The organism is Azospirillum brasilense (genome assembly GCF_008365405.1).
GTDB classification, from domain to species: Bacteria; Pseudomonadota; Alphaproteobacteria; order Azospirillales; family Azospirillaceae; genus Azospirillum; species Azospirillum brasilense_D.
Map to the genome: position 1 here is coordinate 13,293 of NZ_QOKV01000038.1, position 19,635 is coordinate 32,927.

General features: G+C 69.0%; 15 protein-coding genes. 6 read left to right on the plus strand and 9 right to left on the minus strand.

What is annotated here, in order from left to right; all coding sequences use genetic code 11:
- Positions 1-57: 57 nt before the first annotated feature.
- Complete coding sequence (gene purU, locus DS837_RS30185; protein ID WP_149168123.1) at positions 58-924, minus strand: formyltetrahydrofolate deformylase; 867 nt, start codon at positions 922-924, stop codon at positions 58-60.
- 169 nt (positions 925-1,093) lie between these two features.
- On the opposite strand from purU, the gene DS837_RS30190 reads away from it, so the two are divergent.
- A complete protein-coding gene (locus DS837_RS30190; protein WP_149168124.1) occupies positions 1,094-1,480 on the plus strand; it encodes a hypothetical protein in 387 nt (128 codons plus the stop codon).
- Between the two features lie 43 nt (positions 1,481-1,523).
- Here the strand turns inward: DS837_RS30190 and DS837_RS30195 are convergent, their stop codons facing one another.
- The 4 genes from DS837_RS30195 to DS837_RS32270 form a co-directional block, all read right to left on the minus strand.
- Positions 1,524-2,045: a hypothetical protein gene (locus tag DS837_RS30195; protein ID WP_149168125.1), complete on the minus strand. Its 522-nt coding sequence runs from the start codon at positions 2,043-2,045 to the stop codon at positions 1,524-1,526.
- Positions 2,042-2,653, minus strand: coding sequence for a hypothetical protein (locus DS837_RS30200; protein WP_149168126.1), 612 nt, complete (start codon positions 2,651-2,653; stop codon positions 2,042-2,044). The genes DS837_RS30195 and DS837_RS30200 overlap by 4 nt, the downstream gene beginning before the upstream one ends.
- On the minus strand, positions 2,640-3,383 hold the full coding sequence (locus tag DS837_RS32895; RefSeq protein WP_247890210.1) for a MotA/TolQ/ExbB proton channel family protein: 744 nt from the start codon (positions 3,381-3,383) through the stop codon (positions 2,640-2,642). Before DS837_RS32895 ends, DS837_RS30200 begins: the two co-directional genes overlap by 14 nt.
- A gap of 430 nt (positions 3,384-3,813) precedes the next feature.
- Complete coding sequence (locus tag DS837_RS32270) at positions 3,814-3,966, minus strand: hypothetical protein (RefSeq protein WP_162473411.1); 153 nt, start codon at positions 3,964-3,966, stop codon at positions 3,814-3,816.
- A gap of 309 nt (positions 3,967-4,275) precedes the next feature.
- Here DS837_RS32270 and DS837_RS30210 point away from each other — a divergent pair, with 309 nt between their 5' ends.
- The 3 genes from DS837_RS30210 to DS837_RS30220 all read left to right on the plus strand — a co-directional run bounded on the left by DS837_RS30210 (position 4,276) and on the right by DS837_RS30220 (position 7,232).
- Positions 4,276-5,073 (plus strand): N-acetylmuramoyl-L-alanine amidase family protein, encoded by a 798-nt coding sequence (locus tag DS837_RS30210; RefSeq protein ID WP_149168127.1) that lies wholly within the window; start codon positions 4,276-4,278, stop codon positions 5,071-5,073.
- A gap of 63 nt (positions 5,074-5,136) precedes the next feature.
- Entirely contained in the window at positions 5,137-5,823 is a 687-nt protein-coding gene (locus tag DS837_RS30215; protein ID WP_247882937.1) for a BON domain-containing protein, read from the plus strand.
- Positions 5,824-5,846: 23 nt separating this feature from the next.
- The gene (locus tag DS837_RS30220; protein WP_149168128.1) at positions 5,847-7,232 is read left to right on the plus strand and encodes a hypothetical protein; all 1,386 of its coding nucleotides are present in this window, start codon (positions 5,847-5,849) and stop codon (positions 7,230-7,232) included.
- A gap of 16 nt (positions 7,233-7,248) precedes the next feature.
- Here the strand turns inward: DS837_RS30220 and DS837_RS30225 are convergent, their stop codons facing one another.
- A complete protein-coding gene (locus DS837_RS30225) occupies positions 7,249-8,538 on the minus strand; it encodes a tetratricopeptide repeat protein (RefSeq protein ID WP_149168129.1) in 1,290 nt (429 codons plus the stop codon).
- A gap of 152 nt (positions 8,539-8,690) precedes the next feature.
- Between DS837_RS30225 and DS837_RS30230 the strand changes: the two genes are divergently transcribed.
- Positions 8,691-12,281 carry a tetratricopeptide repeat protein gene (locus tag DS837_RS30230; protein WP_149168130.1) on the plus strand — a complete coding sequence of 1,197 codons (3,591 nt, stop codon included), beginning with the start codon at positions 8,691-8,693 and terminating at the stop codon, positions 12,279-12,281.
- Positions 12,282-12,507: 226 nt separating this feature from the next.
- Positions 12,508-12,690, plus strand: a complete 183-nt coding sequence (locus DS837_RS30235; RefSeq protein WP_040134215.1) for a YdcH family protein — start codon at positions 12,508-12,510, stop codon at positions 12,688-12,690.
- Between the two features lie 64 nt (positions 12,691-12,754).
- Here the strand turns inward: DS837_RS30235 and DS837_RS30240 are convergent, their stop codons facing one another.
- From DS837_RS30240 to DS837_RS30255, 3 genes are all read right to left on the minus strand, one after another.
- Complete coding sequence (locus DS837_RS30240; protein ID WP_247890211.1) at positions 12,755-18,718, minus strand: tetratricopeptide repeat protein; 5,964 nt, start codon at positions 18,716-18,718, stop codon at positions 12,755-12,757.
- Entirely contained in the window at positions 18,715-19,143 is a 429-nt protein-coding gene (locus DS837_RS30250; protein ID WP_149168131.1) for a flagellar biosynthesis repressor FlbT, read from the minus strand. The genes DS837_RS30240 and DS837_RS30250 overlap by 4 nt, the downstream gene beginning before the upstream one ends.
- A 132-nt stretch (positions 19,144-19,275) precedes the next feature.
- The coding region (locus DS837_RS30255; RefSeq protein ID WP_282187600.1) for a flagellin at positions 19,276-19,635 on the minus strand (360 nt) is incomplete at its 5' end.

The following is a 19,635-nucleotide window of genomic DNA, read 5'->3' on the forward strand; positions in this document are numbered from 1 at the left end:
TCCGAGAGGGGTGCGGAGGCCAGCCGGCGTTGTTTGAAGACCGCCTACTTAGACCGCCTACTTGAAGACCACGGTGCGTCCGCCATTCAGCAGGACGCGGTGTTCGACATGATAGCGGACCGCCCGAGCCAGCACGATGTTCTCGATGTCGCGCCCGATGGCCACCAGGTCGTCGGGCGTCATCGTGTGATCGACGCGCTCCGCCTCCTGCTCGATGATCGGACCCTCGTCCAGGTTCGAGGTGACGTAATGGGCGGTGGCGCCGATCAGCTTCACGCCGCGGGCGTGCGCCTGATGGTACGGCTTGGCGCCCTTGAAGCTGGGCAGGAAGGAATGGTGGATGTTGATGACCCGCCCGGCCATCCGCTCGCACAGGGCCGGAGACAGCACCTGCATGTAACGGGCGAGCACGACCAGATCGATCTTTTCCTGCTCCGCGATCTCCAGCAGACGGGCCTCCTGCTGGGCCTTGCTGTCGTTGGTCACCGGCAGGTAATGGAAGGGAATGTTGTGCCACGCCGCGAGCTGGTAGAAGTCGCGGTGGTTGGACACGATGGCCGGGATCTCGATGGGCAGATAGCCGGTGCGGTAGCGGTACAGCAGGTCGTTCAGGCAATGCCCGAACTTCGAGACCATGATCAGCACCCGCTGGCGTCGCCCGGCGTCGTGCAGCTTCCAGGTCATGCCGAAGCGTTCGGCCACCTGCTCGGCGAAGGCCGCCTGAAGCTCGGCCTGCGACGGCCCCGACGCGGCGGCTGAGAAATGAATGCGCAGGAAGAAGAGATTGGTCCCGCGGTCGCCGAACTGCGCGCTGTCGATGATGTTGCACGACCGCTCGGCCAGGAATCCCGACACGGCGTAGACGATGCCCACGGCATCGGGGCACGAGACGGTGAGGATGTATTCAGAAGCGGTGCCGGACATGCGCGCCTACCGTTGCGACCTGGAATCAAGGGCGGATTCCGTAGCACGATCGTCCGCGGGATGCATCGTGCAATGTGGGAATACCGGAACGCCCCTTCGGCAGCATTTGGTAAGGAATCCCATGCGACAATGCACCGTTTCGGCATTGGGCCGACCGCGGAGGCGAGCCATGGGCATGGGCGGCAAGATCATCGGCGAATACGCCAAGGGCAAGGTTGACAAGCTGCTGACGCCGGAAGCGGCGGAAAGCACGTCGCGGCACCGGATCATGCACTTCCTGGAAAACATGGAAGCGGCGGTCCTGGAAGCGAACTGTGAGGTGATGGGGCGCGAGCTTCCCAACCTCAATCAGACCTCCTTCCTGCGCATGGCCGTACGGGTGGCGGAACTGCGGGCCGACTATCTGCGGGCCGGGCTGAAGGTGGCGGATCACCGACACCCCAACGCCGCCGCCATCGAGGAACTGGCCCGCGTCCGCCGCGCCTACGAGGAGATGCAGGCGGTCTTCGAAGCGGCGGAACGGGTGATCGAGCGGGGGTATGTGAAGCTGGGATGAGTGAACCCGTCCCCAGCGTCACAATCCGGTCGCGTCCAGCGCGTCAGGCGTCCATTCCGGGGTGGCGGTAGACCATCGGCCCCGGCCCGCCCTCTTCGCCGTTCTTTTCCGGAAGCTGGGGCTGCGGCAGGGCGTAGAATTTCGGCTTGTCGGGGTCCAGCGTGTTTTCGAAGGGCAGCGTCATCGCCATGCCGGACCGGTTCTTCTCCGCCTCGCGCATGGCCTGCTGGAGCTGTTCGGCCAGCGTCTGGTCCCAGGCCAGCTTGTAATAGCGCGGCTCGGCCCCGCCCTCCAGCTGGAGCCACAGGTAGATCCCCTGCCCCTCCTTGATCTGGGCGCCCAGAATGGTGGCTTGGGCGGCGGCGCTCTGCGCCCATTCCATGCGGACCGGCTTCGGCTTGCTCAGCAGGTCGGCCATGCCGGCGTAGGCGACGGGCATGAAGCCGATGGAGACGGCCACCGCCGACACCTTCACCCACAGCCGGCGCGGCGCCCAGATGGCGATGGTGGCGAGCGTGGCGGCCAGCGCGACCGCGGCGACCTGGAAGTCGAGCAGTTGGGTCATGATTTCCTCCCGCTGCGCAGGGGCTTGTAGAGGCTGTGCACGCTGTCGCCGACCAGTTCGCCGGACTCGGTCAGCTTGAAGCGGAAGACGGTCAGTTCCTGCCCCTCCCGGTCCAACTGGACGGTGGTGGCGAGAAGCTGGCGCGCGTTGTCGCCGTCCGGCCGCTTGGCGCTGACCACCACGGTGACCGGGACCGGGAAGACCGCCGCCTTGTTGCGGTAGAGATGCAGGTTCACCGCATATTCGCCGGGCGGAATGCCGCGGCTGTAGCTGGCCTCGTAATTCAGCTTCGTCGGGTCGGCGTTGCGGCCGAGATCGTCGCGCAGCAGATTGAAGATCACGCCGGACTTGTTGGAATAGCCGACCGGCACGTCGCCCGGCGCCCCCACCCACAGGTCCACGTCGGCGTCCAGCTCGTCGGGCCAGCGGGCCTCGACCATCACGTTGCCGGGCGCCGCGACGCCCGCCGTGTCGGCCTGCTTCGCCTCCGGCCGGATGTGGGGAAGCAGCAGGATGACGACCGCCACGAAGCCGCAGAGCGCCAGCGTGATGACGTCGCGGAAGACGGTGCCGGCGTCGTCCTCCTCGAACTGGTCAAGGGCCTGCATGGCGTTCCCCCACGGCGACGATCTCGGTGATCAGGTTCACCATGGCGCCAGACAGCAGGCCGATGTTGATGTTCAGCCAGATGTTCAGGACGCCGCCGACCAGCGTGGTGTAGAGCGCGACCGCCATGCCCTCGATCAGCTTCGATACCATCGGTCCGATGGCGGCAACGTCGCCGGCTTTTTCCGGGTCGACTCCCGACAGGGCCATGATGAAGCCGATGACCGTCCCGATCAGACCGAGGATCACCAGAGTCGAGGAGATCTGCCGCACCGTGCCGATGCGCGCCGACAGCTTGAATTTCAGGGACGACGCGGCGATCGACCGCGCCCCGGAATCCCTCCCGCGGACCTCCGCCAGATAGCGCGCGGCGCGCGACGGGACGGACGGGTCGAACTCCTTGGCGCGGTTCAGCTCGCGGCTGGTGCGCAGGATGCGTTGCGCCGACAGGCCCAGCCCGGCCAGGAAGACCAGGAAGATCAGCAGGCAGAGATGCGTGCTGTCGGTGGCGATGATGGGGTCGATCAACCCTTCCGCCCAGGCGGCGGCGAGAAGCGTGAAGCCCACGGCGTTGACGACCGCGAAGCGCAGAAGCAGCAGATAGCGTTGCGACACCAGCGACAGGCCGGCGGTCAGTTGGCCGCCATGTCGGCGGCGCACGGTGGGCACGAGGGAATGAACGGGGACGTTCTGGGCGTCATCGGCCATGGCGTCCGAAACAGCGTCCGACATCGGGCAGCCCTCCATCCAGGGAGCAGGGAGCGTTCGGACTGGCACTCCGCAACCGGCGTGCCAGCGGTTCGTCATCGGTCCCACCCAATCCCGCAGCCCGCCGCTCCGGCCCGTTCATGTGCTTGGCCGGATGGGATAAATCGTCCCTGTGACAAACGGGCTACTCCGGAAGTCTGTCCGCAGCGCTTGATCTCTCCATTGCTTTGGATCAAGGGATTCCACGATTTCGCGCGGTGCGGTGATTAAATTCTGTTCAAAGCCCAGAGCGCCTCCTCAATACTGCTCATGGAATAAGCAAAATTATGTTGCACCGCAGCATGACAATGACGCACGTTTCACAGGCGCCGAAACGCTCGCGCGAATACAGAAAACCCCTTTCCCGCAATTGCGGGAAAGGGGTTTGCGGATGGATTCGTTCGTATTCGTGCGATCAGGCGTCGCGGTAATGTTCCAGTTCGCGCCGCAGGTCGGTAACTTCGCGCTGCAACGCAACCACCCGGCCGACGTCGGGAGCCGTGCGGCGCTCTTCCTTTTCGAGTTCGTCTTCGACCTCGCGCTGCTCCTGCCGGATGATGTTGAACAAGGCTTTCCTCAACATCGCCACCTCCCGAGCTTATTTCTAAAATTTTAGCGCTTTCGGCAGTTATCATCAAGGAATTCTTGGAAAGAGTCGAATCTTCATAGGTCGGAATGCTCCTCCATGACGGCTTGGCCGCGACATTTGGCGGAGCTAACCCGCCCAGCCTTGACAACCCTTTTGCGCGTCCCCATTGGTTAACGCGCACACCTTGAGCTTCACACCTCAGGCCCCCATGGGCCGAACGCCGCCTTTCCGATCGCGCTCAGGACTTTTGGTTTCGGCGGCCCCAACTCCTTGCGGATTCAGGGGCGAATGGAACGCAGACGTCTTCTTCAGCTGGCGCTGACCGTCCCCTTCGCCGGGGCCGGCGCCTTGCTGTTCCCGCCCGCCGCGGGTGCCCAGACCAAGCCCCGCCCGGCGGCGCGGCAACGCATGGTGGTGCTCGATCCCGGCCATGGTGGCATCGATCCGGGCGCCATCGGTGCGCGCGGCACGCTGGAGAAAGAGATCACCCTGCACATCGCGCAGGAGGTGGGGCGGCTCCTGTCCCGGCAGCACCGGCTGGGGGTGAAGTTGACCCGCGACGGCGACCGCTTCCTGTCGCTCGGCGAGCGTGTGGACGCGGCGCGCGCGGCACGGGCCGACCTGTTCGTGTCCATTCACGCCGACAGCGCGCCAAACCGCGAGGCCCGCGGCCTGTCCGCCTACATCCTGTCCGAGAAGAGCTCCGATTCCTTCGCCGCGGCGCTGGCGCACAAGGAGAACGCCGTGGACCGGCTGGGCGGGGTCGACGTGAAGGACGCCAAGAAGGCCGTGAAGGAAATCCTGCTCGACCTGACGGCACGCCACACCAAGCACGCGGCGTTGGTGGCCCGGCATGCGATCGTGAAGGGGGCCGGGAAGGACATGCTGCTGCTGGACAACCCGATGCGTTCGGCCAACTTCGCGGTGCTCAAGGCTCCGGACATCCCGTCCGTTCTGCTGGAGACCGGTTTCCTGTCGAATCCGAAGGACGAGGCGATTCTGCGCGACCCCAAGGCGCGGCAGAAGATCGCCCGCGTTCTCGCGCGCGAAATCGCTGGGCTGGTAACGCGCGCGCCCTTCGCCTAGACCGGATTCCTTCGCGCTCGCAGCGAGTGAAACATTCGTGCATCACCCTGGGACAAAACCACGATGAAGCCTGACACTCCCAAGATTCCCCATTGCCAACGCACCTGCGGCATGACTTTTTCCGCCCGCCCGTTCTTTCGGCGGGCCGGGGATCGGAGGCAGAGCGTGTCGGGGTTTGGCCGCCTTTGGGCGCTGGTCGGGATGGCCGCTGTCGCGGGTCTTGCGTCTGGCTGCGCGCCCGTCGTTCTGGGCGCCGCCGGGGGCACCGCCGTCGTCGCGGCCAGCGAACATCGGGGCCTGTCCGGCTTCGCCTCGGACACCGAGATAAAGGCCCGCATCAACCACCTCTGGTTCCAGCACTCGCTGGAGATGCACAGCCGCATCGGCCTGACGGTCGATCAGGGCCGCGTGCTGCTGACCGGCCGCGCCACCGACGCGCAGATGCGCCTCGACGCCGTCCGCCTGTGCTGGCAGGTGGAGGGTGTCAAGGAAGTCATCAACGAGATCCAGGTGGACACGGACTCGGGCATCATGGACAGCGCCCGCGACACCTGGATCACGACGCAACTGCGCACGAAGCTCACCTTCGATTCGCAGATTCATAGCCAGAATTTCAGCATCGATACCGTCAACGGCGTCGTCTATCTCATGGGTCTGGCCACCCACCAGGGCGAGCTCGACCGCGTGATCGAGCACGCCCGCACGCTGCCGAACGTCCAGCGTGTCGTCAACTACGCCCGCGTCCTCTAGCGCACCAGGGTTTCCGCACCGCCATGGCCATCCTGCCCGCCCTCGCCCGCCGTCTTGCCGCCTCCGCCGCCATGAGCCTGCTCGTGGCGCTGGCGGCGTTCACCGTGGCGGCGGGGGGCGCCGGCACCCCGGCGATGGCGCAGCAGCAGCCGCTGCCCGACCAGGGGCCGGCCAACCGCCTGTTCGTCCAGGCGATGCAGATGATCCGGCAGGCGGACAACACCTACGACATCGCCGAGGAAAGCCGCTTCCTGAAAGAGGCGGACCGGCTGCTGAACGAGATCGTCGTCAAGTATCCGGACAGCGCGCTGGCCGTCCAGCTCGTCACCAACCAGTTCGTCGGCGACTTCGACTTCTTCGAGTTCCGTTCGCGCATCCGCTCGCTGGTCTGCAACGAGCCGATGACCTCGCTGTGCTTCCTGCACCGGGTGGCGGAGATGCTGCCCCCGGTGGAAACGCCGATCACCGCCGCCCGTTGGGATTGGCTGTCTCTGGCCGTCGCCTACAACACGATCGGCGACACCGCGCGGTCGAAGGAGATCATCGCCCCCTTCGTCAGCGCGGTGCGCCGTGGTGCGGCGTCCGACGGGGCCGGCCAGGACCTGTTCGTCGCCCGCGCGCTCGCCCTGATGGGGCAGAGCCAGCTCGCGCTCGACATCACCCGGCAGATCCCGGAATGCTCGACCCGCATCTACAACCTCGCCGACATCGCCAAGGCGGCGGCGTGGCGCGGCGACATGGCGCTGGCCGGCCAGCTCGCCGAGGAGGCCAAGGCCTACGCCACCGCCCGCAACTGCAGCTGGGAGCTGGGTCTGGTCGCCCAGACGCTGCTGCGCGCCGGCAAGGAGGGGGCGGCCCGCACCCTGTTCCTGAACACGGTGGAGACGCAGTTCTCCAAATTCCGCGAGACCAAGACCGACTGCTGCCCGCCGGAGCTGGCCGTCGCCGCGGCGGAGCTGGGCGACACCAATCTGGCTCTCGGCCTGCTGCGCACCGTGCAGGACGAGAATCCCTGGACGATCCCGGCGGTCCTCGGCCGCATCGCCCGCCGCTCCGACGCCTCGGTGGCGCTGTCCTACGCCGAGCAGGTGCAGGACCTCGACATCCGCGGCGAGGCCCTGGCCGAGCTGATCGAGGCGGCGCTGAAGCGCGGCGATCCGACCAGCGCCAACGAGCTGATGAAGCGGCTGACCCGTCTGGTGGACGATTCCGCCGGACGCCGCCCTGGCCTGCTCGCCCAGAAGGCCAAGGCGGAGAAGGTGATGTACGGCGACGACCGTTGGCGCAAGAGCTTCCAGGGCTCGCTCAACGCCGCGGACCGGGCGAGCAACTTCGTCCGCCGCGACATCGGCGCTCCGCTGCTTGCCGCCCTGGTGCGGATCGAGACCGGCCTGCCGATGCTCGACTGAGGCCGGCGGTCCCCCGTCAGGGCCGCGTTGCCAGCACCACCAGCCCCGCCACCGGCGTGCCGCTTTCGTGGCGCAGGGTATCCGGGGCGATGCGCAGGATGGACAGCCCCGCGGCGGTCAGTCCATCCCGCACATGGCCTTCCGTATGGGCGTAGCGGCCGTGCGGGCTGACCCGCCAGGGCGCCCCGCCCTCCTCCAGCCGCTCCACCGTTAAGGCCAGCCGTCCCGCCGGACGCAACGCCGAGGCGGCCCGTGCCAACACCCCGTCCAGCGCACCGAAATAGCAGAGCACGTCCGCGGCCACGATCAGGTCGAAGGCCGCCGGGCGGGCCTCCAGGAAGGCGCCGAGTTCGGCCTCCTCAAGCGCGTCGTAGAGGCCACGGGCGGCGGCGCGCTCCAGCATGCCGGGGGAAAGGTCCACCCCGACCAGATTTCGCGCCGTCCCACGCAGGAAGGGGCCGCACAGACCGGTGCCGCAACCGGCGTCCAGCACGTCCAGCGCCCCGCCCGCCGCGATTCCCGCACCTCTCACCGCCTCCGCGAGCAGAGCCGGGGCGCGGTAGCCCAGTTCGCCGAGCAGCTTGTCGTCGAACTCCCCAGCGAACAGGTCGAACACCTGCCGGACATAGGCGTCGGACGCCCGCTCGCCGGCGTCCAGTCCGGCGATGGCGGCGCCGATGTGGCGGGCCACCGGATGGTCGGGATGGTCGCGCAGCCACAGCCGGGCGAACCACGCCGCCTCCTCGTGCCGCCCTTCCTCGTGAAGCAGGTAGAGGGCGCCGGACAGGTTGTCGTGCGCCTCGTCCCACGCGGGCCGCAAGGCGAGCGCGCGGCGATAGGCGGTGGCGGATTCGGTCAGCCGGTCGCCGTCGCGCAGCAGGTTGGCGAGGTTGTTGAACGCCTCCGCATAGGCTGGTTCCTCGACCAGCGCCCGGCGGAAATGCCGCTCCGCCGGCGCCGCGTCGCCCGCCGCCTTCAGGGCCGAGGCCAGATTGTAATGGACCAGCGGATGATCGAGGCCGCAGGCCAGCGCCTCGCGGTAGGCCGCCACCGCCTCCTCTGCGCGGCCCAGGGCGCGCAGCACGTTGCCGAGGTTGTTGTGCGCCTCCGCGAAGCGCGGGTTCAGCGCCAGCGTGCGGCGGTAGGCCGCTTCCGCCTCCGCGGCCAGCCCGTCCGAGGCCAAGCCGTTGGCCTCCGCATAGAGGCGCATCGCCTGAGCGGCCAAACCACCCAGCCTCCCCACGCCACGGGCAAGCAGGCCCGGACGCGGCGACGGGGAACGGGGCGGATCGCTCGGCTCGGACACGGAACGGCTCCTGAATGGGGCATGGGCTAACAGCATCTTTCTAACAGCATCTTTACCGGGAACCGGGGAACATGGCACTTCCTTCCGGCAACAGACCGGCGGAAGGCCCCGCGACCCGGGGCCGGATCGGGCAGACGGAAAAGGCGAACCTCATGAACCAGCCCCCAGACCAGGCTTCGCCGACGACACCCGAAGACGTCGCCGCCCGGCTCGGCCGCGCCGTCGCCCATCATCGGGCGGGCCGGCTGGTCGAGGCGGAACGGGACTACCGCGCCGTCCTGGCCGCCGACCCGCGCCACCCCGACGCGCTGCACCTGCTGGGCGTGCTGGCGCTCCAGGCCGGGCATCCCGGCCCCGCCGTCGAGCTGATCGAGGAGGCCATCCGGCAGGCCGGCGGCGTCGCCGACTACCACGACAATCTGGGAAGCGCGCTCGCCGCGCTGGACCGCCACGCCGACGCGGCGGAGGCCCACCGCATGGCCGCCGCGCTGAATCCCCTGTCGGCACAGCCGCGCCACAATCTGGGCAACGCCTTCCAGGCGCAGGCGTTGCCGGGACTGGCGGCACTGGCCTTCACCGCGGCGGTGGAACTCGAGCCGGGCTATGCCAAGGCTTGGTACAATCTGGGCAACGCGTTGCGCGCCCAGAACCGCCTTGCCGACGCCTTGCACGCCTTCGGCCGTGCCGCGGTGCTGGCGCCTGCGATGGTCGAGGCCCACACCAACCTCAGCGACGCGTTGAGCGCCGCCGGGCGGCTGGATGAGGCGCTGGCCCAGGCCCGCGCCGCGCTGCGCCTGCGACCCGACGCTCCGAAGGCCCACCACAATCTCGGCACGGCCCTGCAACGCAAGGGCGCCTATGAGGGCGCGGAAATTGCCTACCGCGAGGCGCTGAAGCGCGCGCCCGACAACCCGGTGACGCTGAACGATCTGGGCGGCGTTCTCCTGAAGCTGGGGCGCCCCGCACAGGCCGAGCTGTGTTTTCGCAAGGTGCTCAGCCGGAACCCGCACGCCGTCGAGGCCATCCACAACCTCGGCAACGCGCTTCGGGCGCAGGGGCAGTTCACGAAGGCGGAAGCCTGTTACGAGGAGGCGCTGGCCCACGACCCGGACCTCGCCAGCGCCAGCGACAACCTCGCCGTCATCGCCCTTCTGCACGGACGGCTGGAGCGCGGCTGGGAGGGCTACGAACGGCGCTTCGCCGCCGGCCGGGTTCTGCCCGACCGGCGGATCGACGCGCCGCGGTGGCGGGGCGAGGGGCTGCGCCGGCGCCGGCTGCTGATCTGGCGGGAACAGGGGATCGGGGACGAGATCCTGTTCGCCTCCTGCTATGGCGACGTGATCGCCTGGGGCGGCGGGCCGGTGAGCATAGAAACAGACCCGCGGCTGGTCGGCCTGTTCGCCCGGTCCTTCCCACGCGCGACGGTGCGGGCGGAGACGCTGGACGCCGTGGGGCGGGAAACCATGGTTCCCCCCGATGTCGACCTTCAGATTCCAGCGGCCAGCCTGCCCGGACTGTTGCGGGGAACGCTCGCCTCCTTCGACCAGTTCACGCCCTGGCTGAAGCCCGATCCGGCCCGCACCGCCCTGTGGCGGGACCGGCTGGACGCGCTGGGGCCGGGCCTGAAGGTCGGCGTCGCGTGGCGCAGCCAGCTTGCGACGCCCGAGCACAAGGGCGCCTACACGACGCTGGACCAGTGGGCGCCCCTGTTCGCTCTGCCGGGTTTGGTCTTCGTCAATCTGCAATACGGGGATTGCGCGGCGGAGATCGCGGCGGCGGAAGCCCGCTTCGGCGTGACCATCCATCGCTGGGACGACCTGGATTTGAAGGACGATTTCGAATCCGCGGCGGCGCTGACCGCCAACCTGGATCTCGTCATCACCCCGGCGATGTCGACGGGTGAACTGGCCGGCGCCCTGGGCGTGCCGGTGTGGCGGTTCGGGCACCGCGACTGGACGCAGCTCGGCACCGCCGTCCGCCCCTGGTTCCCGACGATGCGTCTGTTCCAGCCACGTCCAGGCGAAACCTTCGACGGGGTGCTGGCGGGCATGGCACGCGCCCTTGCCGCAATGCGGCCCGCTCCGGCCCCTGTTCCCGACCGCGTGGCCACTCCCCCCTCGGCCCCAACGTCGCCGCCTCCCGCCGATCCTGAGGCCTTGCTGAACCACGCCATCGCCCTGCACCGGGCGGGACGGCTGGACGACGCCATGGCGGCCTACCGCGCGGTCCTCGACCTGGCGCCACGGCACAGCGACGCCCTTCATCTTCTCGGCCTGACCCAGCATCAGGCCGGCCATCATGCGGAGGCGGAGCGCAACATCACGGCGGCGCTCCGGATCGATCCGGATTTCCCCACCGCCTGGAACCATCTGGGCCTCGTCCAGCAGGCTCTGGACCGCCTGGACCAAGCCCTCGCCTGCTTCCGCCGCGCCATCACGCTGCGCCCGGACTTCCCCGAGGCGATGACCCACATGGGGCTGAGCATGAACCGGCCGGACCGGCTGGCCGAGGCCAAGCGCTGGCACCGCCGGTCCATTCGTCTCGCCCCGGCCAACCCGGCGGCCCACACCAATCTGGGTTACGCCTGCGAGGTGGAGGGACGCTTCGACCACGCCGCGGCCCATTACCGGCACGCGCTGACCCTGCGGCCGGACTCCGCCGACACCCTGAACAACCTGGGCACCCTCGCCAAGATGGCGGATCGGCCGGCTCTCTGCCGGCTCTTCCTCGACCGCGCGCTGCGGGTGGCTCCCGGACTGGCGCTTGCCGCCTGGAACCTTGGGCTGATGGCCCTGGCGGACGGCGATCTCGTCACCGGCTGGGCCGGCTACGGGCGGCGTTTCTCGGCCCGCCAGCTTCAGCGGGCGCGCCGCATCGCGCTGCCGGTCTGGAACGGAGAGCCGCTGCGCGGGCGCCGCCTGCTGGTCTGGCCGGAGCAGGGGCTGGGCGATGAAATCCTGTTCGCCTCCGTCTTCGGCGACCTGAAGGACAGCGGCGGAACCGTGGTGCTGGAGTGCGATCCGCGTCTGGTGTCCCTCTACGCCCGCGCCTTCCCCTGGGCGACCGTGCGGGCGGAGTCCGTGACCGCCGACGGGCGGGAGCGCTTCGACCCGCCGGACTGCGACCTGCAGATCGCCGCCGGCTCCCTGCCCGCCCTCTGGCGCGACCGGCTGGACCGCTTTCCGGCCCGCCCGTCCTTCTTGACTCCCGATCCGCAGCGCGCCGCCCTCTGGCGAGAGCGGGTGGACGCGCTTGGCCCCGGCCTGAAGGTGGGCATCAGTTGGCGCAGCCAGATCATCACGGCCCATCGTGAAGGCGCCTACACCCGCATCACCGACTGGTTGCCGCTGCTGGAAGTGCCGGGCGTTCACGTCATCAACCTGCAATACGGGGATTGCGGCGCCGAATTGGCCTCCATCGAGCCGGACGGCATGCGGCGCGTCCATCGCTGGGACGACCTGGACCTGAAGAACGACCTGGACGGCGTGGCGGCCCTGATGGCGGCGCTCGACCTCGTCATCCTGCCCGCCACCGCCGCCGGAGAATTGGCGGGCGCGCTGGGGGTGCCGGTCTGGCGGCTGGGCAGCCGGGACTGGACCTGGATGGGCAGCGGGGTGCGGCCCTGGTTCCCCACCCAAAGGCTGATCGCGTCGTACCCCGACGAGACCTCCGCCGACATGGTCCATCGGATCGCCCGGATGCTGGCACGGATGGCGGCAAACCCCAACCCCGACGAGGTATGACCACGCAAGGAAGTCCCTCCTTTTGGCCTAATCCCGCAACGAACGGCAAAAGGCAGGCCTATGCGGCGAATCGTCCTACCCCCCCATCGTAAGGGGCGGTCACCCCCCGTCTTTGGAGTACTAGGACAAAAGTTTGGGGTTGTTTGGCAGCACGGATGGGTGAACACTATGGTTTCCGGCCTGCCGGACTTGGCAGGAGCCGGTTCGATCTGACGGAGAGCAGCCCATGCACACTGATGCTCGCCTATCTTCCTTGCAGGAAAAGCACCTGCGTCTCGACCGCGCCATCCTCGACGAGGAGAAGCGTTCGTGGCCTGACGATAGTGCCATCAAGCGGATGAAGCTCGAGAAGCTCCACCTCAAGGAAGAAATTGATCGCTTGGCCAGAACCAGTCACAGGGTGAATTAACACCCTTCCGGATCGATCCGATTCGAAAAGTCGGGAGCGGCGGACGGTTCGCTCCCGGCTTTCTTTATGTTTTCTTTCCCAAGACTGGCGCAGCCTCGGGACGGAGCCCGGCCAGACGGCGCGCGATCGTCGGCAAGGCGCCGGACGCCGGCTGTCCCGGCGGCGCGGGGATCAGCGCCATGGTCGGGAACCAAGGCCGCGCCCCGGTGCCGAGCGCCGTCCAATCCCCCTGCAGCCCGAACCTCCAGACCGGCACGCCCAGCGCCCCCGCCAATTCTCCCACCGAACTCGCCGGGGTGATGACGAGGTCGAGCGCCGTCATCAGGGCGGCCACGCCGTCCAGGTCGTCCTTCAGGTCCAGATCGTCCCAGCGGTGAATGGACACCCCGAACTGGCGCTCCGCCTCGGCGATCTCGGCGGCGCAGTCGCCGTATTGCAGGGTGACGAAGACCACCCCAGGCAGCGCGAACACCGGCCCCCACGCGCCCAACGGTGCGTAGGCTCCGCGACGCTCCGCCGTCATCAGCCCGCTGCGCCACGCAATTCCCACCTTCAGGCCGGCGCCGAGCGCGTCCACCCGCTCCCGCCAGTGGGCGGCGCGCTGCGGGTCGGCGGTCAGAAAGGACGGGCGTTGCGGAAAGCGGTCCAGCCGGGGCCTCAGCCGGCGCGGCAACGATCCCATGGCGACGTGACGGTCGATGCCGGCGCAGGGCGCTTCCGGGTCCGCCGGGGCCGGACGCCACTCCGCGCGGGGAAAGGACCGCGCGAACAGCGGCACCAGCCGCCGGTCGCACTCCACCACCACGGCGGCGGCTGGTGCAATCAACTCGTCCAGGCAGGAGGCGAACATGATCTCGTCACCGATCCCCTGCTCCGCCCAGACCAGCAGGCGCAGGCCGGAGGGGTCCTCCCCCGCCCAGGCGGGGACGGGAACGGCACGGGCGGCACCGGAGAGCTCGCGGGCACGGAAGCGGGCGTCATAGCCGGCCCAACCCGTCGCCAGCCTGCCGTGGGCCAGATCCAGCAGCCCGAGGTTGAAGGCGGCCGCCGGATGCCCCGGTTCCACCGACAGGGTGCGGCGGCACCAGCGCTCCGCCGCCGCGGTCTCACCCCGGTCGCGCAGCAGCCGCCCCAGGTTGGCCAGCGCATCCCCTTGCGCCGGCGCCAGGGCCAGCGCACGGACCAGAGCCCGCCGTGCCTCGTCCAGCCGCCCCGCCCGGCGGAGCGCCACCCCCAGATTCAGCCAGCCGCCCTCGCGGTCCGGGGCCAAGCGCAAAGCCTGGCGATGGCGCCCCTCGGCCAGTCCCAACGCGCCGAGCCGGGTCAGCACGGCGCCCCAATTGTCGTGCGCCTCCGCCAACGCCGGTTCGGCTAGCGTCGCACGGCGGTGGGCGGCGGCGGCGGCGGTCAGATCGTGCGCCGCCTCCAGCGCGTTGCCGAGATTGGTCAGCGCCGCCGCGGCGCCCGGTTGCAGGGCGAGCGCCAGCCGGAACCGGCGCACCGCCTCCGGCGCACGGCCGAGCGCCAGCAGCACGGTTCCCAGGTTCGATTGGGCGACCCCGTAGGCGGGAAGCGCGTCCAGGGCACGGGCGATGCGCCCGGCCCCCGCGACGGAATCGCCGGATTGGTGCGCCAGCAATCCCGACAGGTGGAGGGCGACCGGATGGTTCGCCTGGGCCTTCAGCACACGCTCGTACAGAGGAGCCGCATCGGCCAGCCGCCCGTCCCGATGATGGGCGGCGGCGGCTTCCAGCAGGACGTCTGGATCAATCGGAACATCACCGGGCGGCGGTTCGCCGTCCGCGGACGAGAGCCGGCGCAGCGTGGTCGCCATCCGGCCCATGACGGCATCCAGTCCTTCGCCGGGACGGGGCTGGAACAGGCGCATCGTCGGGAACCAGGGGCGGACGGCGGTGCCGAGCTGCGTCCAGTCGCGGTGCCCGAACCGCCACACCGGCACGCCCAGGGCGCCGGCCAGTTCGCCGGAGGAGACGGCGGGCGTGAGGACCAGATCCAGGTTGGCGGTCAGCGCCGCCGCGGCTTCGAAATCGTCCTTCAGGTCCAGGTCGTCCCAGCGGTGGATGGCCACCCCGAAGTGCGCCTCCGCCGCCGCGATCTCCGCCGCGCAATCCCCGTATTGCAGATTGACGAAGACCACTCCCGGCAGCGCGAACAGCGGCGCGAAGGCGTCGAGCGTGACGTAGGCGGCCCGGCGCTCCCCATCCATGACTTGGCTGCGCCACGCGATACCGACCTTCAATCCCGGCCCCAGGGCGTCCAGCCGGTCCCGCCAGCGGTCCAGGCGTCCGGGATCGGGCACCAGCCAGGGCTGGGCCGGGAACCGCTTCCAATCGGAACGCAGCAGGCGCGGCAGGGACGCGGCGGCGATCTGCACGTCCACGTCGCGCGGCTCCACGGTCGGCGGGCGGACCGTTGCGCCGGGAAGGGAGCGCGCGAAGAGCGACACCAGGCGGCGGTCACACTCCACCACCAGATGCCCGGCACGGCGCAACAGATCGGGGTAGCAGGAGGCAAAGAGGATTTCGTCGCCCACCCCCTGTTCCCGCCAGACCAGCAGGCGGGCGGAGGCGATGTTCTCGCCGCGCCAGGGTCTTGGCGCGAAGCGGCGCTTCTGATCGCGGAATTGGGGGGTGTCGAACCGCCAGTCATGCTCCGCCCATCCGGGGCGAAGCTCGCCCTGCTCCAGGAGCAGGAGCGACAGATTGTAATGGGCGGTCGGCAGCGCCGGGTTGGCTCGGATGGCCTGCCGATAGGCCGCGATGGCCTCGGCCGGGCTCTGCCGCCGTGCCCAGTGCATGGCGAGGTTCGCCTGAGCCTCAGCCATCTCCGGCGCGCGATCGACGGCCCGGCTGTGGCAGGCGAATGCCTCGTCGACGCGACCGAGCCGGTCGAGCGCACTGCCCAAGTGACTCCAGGCGACCGCGGCGTCCGGTGCGGTCGCGGTGGCGCGGCGCAGCAACCGCTCCGCCTCCGCGGGCCGGTCGGCCATCAGGAGGAGAGCGCCGAGGCTCACCAGCGCGTCCACCTCCGACGGCGTCAGGGCGAGTGACCGCCGGTGGCTCCGCTCCGCTCCCGCCCGATCCTGGCGCTCGGCGAGCAGGTGCCCCAGATGGGTGTGCGCCATGCCGAGCACCGGATGAATTCGCAGGGCGCGCCGCGCGCAGGCTTCCGCATCCTCGGCCTCGCCAAGCCCCCGCAGGAGGGCGGTGCGGTTGAGCCAATGCTCCGCCGCGCCCGGACGGAGCAGCACGGCGTTGCGTTGCGCCGCCAAAGCGGCATCGTGGCGGTTCAGCGCCTGACAGGCATCGGCCAGTGCGGCATGGGCGGCGGCGTTGCCGGGATCGGCCTTCACCGCAAGGGACAGGATTGCCGCCGCATCCCCGGCATCGCCTTGGCGAAGCCGGAGGATTCCCAGGAGATGCAGGGCCACGGGATGATCCGGCACGGCCTCCAGCGCCGTCCGGCAATGGTCTTCGGCCTCCTTCAACGCCCCGCCGCGGTAGCGGGCGACAGCCTCGTCGATCAACGGCGCGACGTCCACGGGCGAACGGCTCGTCATGGTCTCGACCGGCTGCGCCAGATCGCGCAGCGTCCCGGCGATGCGCGCCATGACGGCCTCCAGCGTCTCGCCGGGGTGGGGCTGGAACAGGCGCATCGTCGGATACCAAGGGCGGACTCCGGTGCCGAGTTGGGTCCAGTCGCGGGCGCCGATGCGCCAAGCCGGCACACCCAGGGCTCCCGCAAGTTCGCCGGTGGACACGGCAGGCGCGATGACCAGATCGAGCGAAGCGGTCAGGGCCGCCGCACCTTCGAAATCATCCTTGAGATTCAGGTCGGCCCAGCGGTGGATCGTCACGCCGAAGCGCGCCTCCGCCGCCGCGACCTCCGCCTCGCAGTCGCCGTACTGAAGATTCACGAGGACCGTTCCGGGGACGGCAAACAGCGGAGCGAAGGCGCCCAGGGTGACGTAGGCGGCCTTTCGTTCGGTCGTCATCAACTGACTGCGCCAGGCGATGCCGATCTTCAGGCCCGGCCCCAGGGCAGCCAGCCGGTCCCGCCACAGGGCGGTGCGGGCCGGATCGGGCACCAGCCAGGGACGGGCAGGAAAGCTCGCCAGATCCGATCGCAGAAGGCGCGGGAGAGCACCCGCGGCGATGTGGGCGTCACAGTCCGGAGGAACCAAAGTCTCCGTTCCATCGGGAGCCGCGGTTTCCGCCCGAACGATGGCCCAGGGAAAGGAGCGGCTGAGCAGGCTGACCAGCCGGCGGTCGCACTCCAGGATGACCTGACCGATCCGGCCTGCCGCCACGTGATCCGCCAAGGCGGGATAGCAGGAGGCGAACATCAACTCGTCCCCTACCCCCTGCTCACGCCAGACCAGAAGGCGGTGGACGGCCGCCTCATCATTCCTCCAAAGGGGCGCCGCGATGGTGCGCTCCGGATACTCCTTTGCCTTGAACCGATCCTGATAGGCGTCCCAACCCTCCTGAAGATTGCCGGTCGCGAGGCTGACCAGGGCGAAGTTCAGCCGTGCGGCGGCGAGGGTCGGATCGATGCGCAGGGCGCGGCGCAGGGTTCGCTCCGCCTCCGCCACGTGCGCCGACTGCCATTGCAGCATGCCGAGGTTGGCGTAAGCTTCCGCATGCCCGGCGTCGATGGACAGAGCGCGCCGATGGGCGGTGTCCGCCTCCTGGTTCCGCCCCAGCACATTCAGGGCAAGGCCCAGGGTGGTCAGCGCGATGGCGCTCCGCGGTGCCAGACGCACCGCGTGCCGGTGCAGGCGCAGCGCGCCCTGCCAGTCGTCCCAATCCTTGAGAACGTTGCCGAGGTTGGTGTAGCTGTCGGGATAGTCCGGTTGGACGATCAGCGCCCGCCGATACAGCGCCGCCGCTGCCTCCGCCCGGCGTGCGGCCCGGCGGGAATTGCCGAGATTGTTCAGCGCCTTGCCATAGTCCGGCTGAATGGAAAGGGCACGCTGGAAGACGCGCGCGGCCTCGTCCGGCCGGTCCAAGCTGTCAAGACCGGTGCCCAGGTTGTTGAAAGCCACCGTATCGGTGGGCCGCAACGCGATGCACGCCCGCAACGCCGTCACCGCGGCGGCGTGGTCGCCCAGGTCGAGCAGCGCCACGCCGAGATTGTTCCACGCCCCAGCCAGCAGCGGCTCCTGGACCAGCGCTTGCCGGTAGCGGTCAACCGCCTCCGTCAACCGTCCGTCCCCTTGAAGCGCGCTGCCCAGATGGAAGAGCAGGCGCGCGTCCGGAGCGGCGTCGGCATCCACCGCCGGAGCCAGAACCGCCGCCGCCTCGGCGAAGTCGCCACGCTCGTTCAGAAGCGTCCCCAGATCCCGCGCCACCTCACGGTCCGTCGGATCGTCGGACAGGGCGCGGCGCAGGCACAGCTCCGCGTCGGAATGGTTGAGGGCGCGCAGCACGAGCGCCAGGCTGCGCCATGCCCCGGCATGGTCCGGCTGCGCTTGAACCACCCGGTAGAAACCCAAGGCGGCCTCCTCCAAACGGCCACGGCGCCGATGGAGGACGGCCAGATCGAACCGGGTGGCGGTCCGACCGGGATCGGCGCGCAGCGCCCCTTCATAAGCTGCGATGGCGTCGTCGATCCGCTCCTGCGTCTCCAGAAGGAGGCCGAGATTGCCGAGCGCTTCCGCATAGCCGTCCTGAAGCGCGACGGCGCGTCGATAGGCGCGGTCCGCATCGTCCGGGCGGCTCCAGTCGGCCAGGAGATTGCCGAGGCTGTTGTAAGCCGGGGCGAAGGACGGATCGATTGCCAGGGTCGCCTTGAAGCACGCCGCCGCCTGCCCCGGCCGACCGGCCTGATAGGCGGCGATGCCGGACAGGTGACGAGCATCGGTGTGGGACGGGGCGGCGGACAGAATGCGGCTGTAAAGGGTCCGCGCTTCCTCCAGTTTCCCCGCGCGATGCTGTGCGATGGCGTCGGTCAGAAGTTCGTCGGCCGACCGACCGCCCCACTCCTGCACACCCGCTTCGATCACGGCGCCGGATCGACCGCCGGGTTCTCCGCCGCGCCCTCGGCGGCGTTGGGTGAGGTCTCGGACCCGCCCTTGAACATTTTCCGGCAGATTTTCAGAGCGCGGTAGTGGTTGCGCGCTTCGACCAGCCGTTCGATCTCCTCGAGGTCCTCACGGCAATCCGGCCGGGCTTCGCGCGTCTCGGCCAGTATGGAAGCAAAGCGTTGCAGGTTGAGCACCGCGTCTTCCGGAAAAATATAGATGAGCTGGATGACGAAGTAGAGCTTCTTCTCGATGCAATCGATCTGCTCTTCCTTCAACACCTCACGTCCACGAAGAAAGTTGGCGGTGTTGTAAAGAAAGAAAGAGCCGGGGCGATCGCCGGCCCCGATGACCGCGCCGTTGATGATGACCTTTTCATTGGGGCGGAGAACGAACTTCAGAGGCATGAAACGGACCCGGTCCTTGTCTCGGCGGCGCGCGGAAGCGGGAAGCGTTTGCCGGAAAGCGCCGCACCAAATGAAACGGGCGGCGGCTTGCGCCGCCGCCCGCCGGGCGTGATCCTACCCGAAGTCTCAGGCTTAGAACAGACGCAGGATCGACTGCTGCGACTGGTTGGCCAGCGAGAGGGCGATGGTGCCGAGCTGCTGACGGGTCTGCAGCATCAGCAGGTTCGCACCTTCCTCGTTCTGGTCGGCCAGCGTCAGCTTGCTCGCGCCCTCCGTCAACACGTCGCTGAACTCCTTGGTGAAGTTCTCACGGGTCGTGATGATGTTCAGGTTGGTCGACAGCGTCTGCGAAGACGACCGCAGGGTCTGCTTCGCGTAGTCGATGCTGGCGACCGCCTTGTCGATGTCGGCGCGGTCGGTCCAGTCGTTCTGCGCGTAGTCCAGACGCAGGCCCTGGCCGCTGGTGGTCAGGTTCTGCGACTTCACCGTGAT

Excerpts from the sequence above, each read along its gene's own strand:
- purU (WP_149168123.1), bottom strand. The coding sequence starts at position 924 with ATGTCCGGCACCGCTTCTGAATACATCCTCACCGTCTCGTGCCCCGAT.
- DS837_RS30190 (WP_149168124.1), top strand. The coding sequence starts at position 1,094 with ATGGGCATGGGCGGCAAGATCATCGGCGAATACGCCAAGGGCAAGGTT.
- DS837_RS30195 (WP_149168125.1), bottom strand. The coding sequence starts at position 2,045 with ATGACCCAACTGCTCGACTTCCAGGTCGCCGCGGTCGCGCTGGCCGCC.
- DS837_RS30200 (WP_149168126.1), bottom strand. The coding sequence starts at position 2,653 with ATGCAGGCCCTTGACCAGTTCGAGGAGGACGACGCCGGCACCGTCTTC.
- DS837_RS32895 (WP_247890210.1), bottom strand. The coding sequence starts at position 3,383 with ATGTCGGACGCTGTTTCGGACGCCATGGCCGATGACGCCCAGAACGTC.
- DS837_RS30210 (WP_149168127.1), top strand. The coding sequence starts at position 4,276 with ATGGAACGCAGACGTCTTCTTCAGCTGGCGCTGACCGTCCCCTTCGCC.
- DS837_RS30215 (WP_247882937.1), top strand. The coding sequence starts at position 5,137 with ATGAAGCCTGACACTCCCAAGATTCCCCATTGCCAACGCACCTGCGGC.
- DS837_RS30220 (WP_149168128.1), top strand. The coding sequence starts at position 5,847 with ATGGCCATCCTGCCCGCCCTCGCCCGCCGTCTTGCCGCCTCCGCCGCC.
- DS837_RS30230 (WP_149168130.1), top strand. The coding sequence starts at position 8,691 with ATGAACCAGCCCCCAGACCAGGCTTCGCCGACGACACCCGAAGACGTC.
- DS837_RS30235 (WP_040134215.1), top strand. The coding sequence starts at position 12,508 with ATGCACACTGATGCTCGCCTATCTTCCTTGCAGGAAAAGCACCTGCGT.
- DS837_RS30250 (WP_149168131.1), bottom strand. The coding sequence starts at position 19,143 with ATGCCTCTGAAGTTCGTTCTCCGCCCCAATGAAAAGGTCATCATCAAC.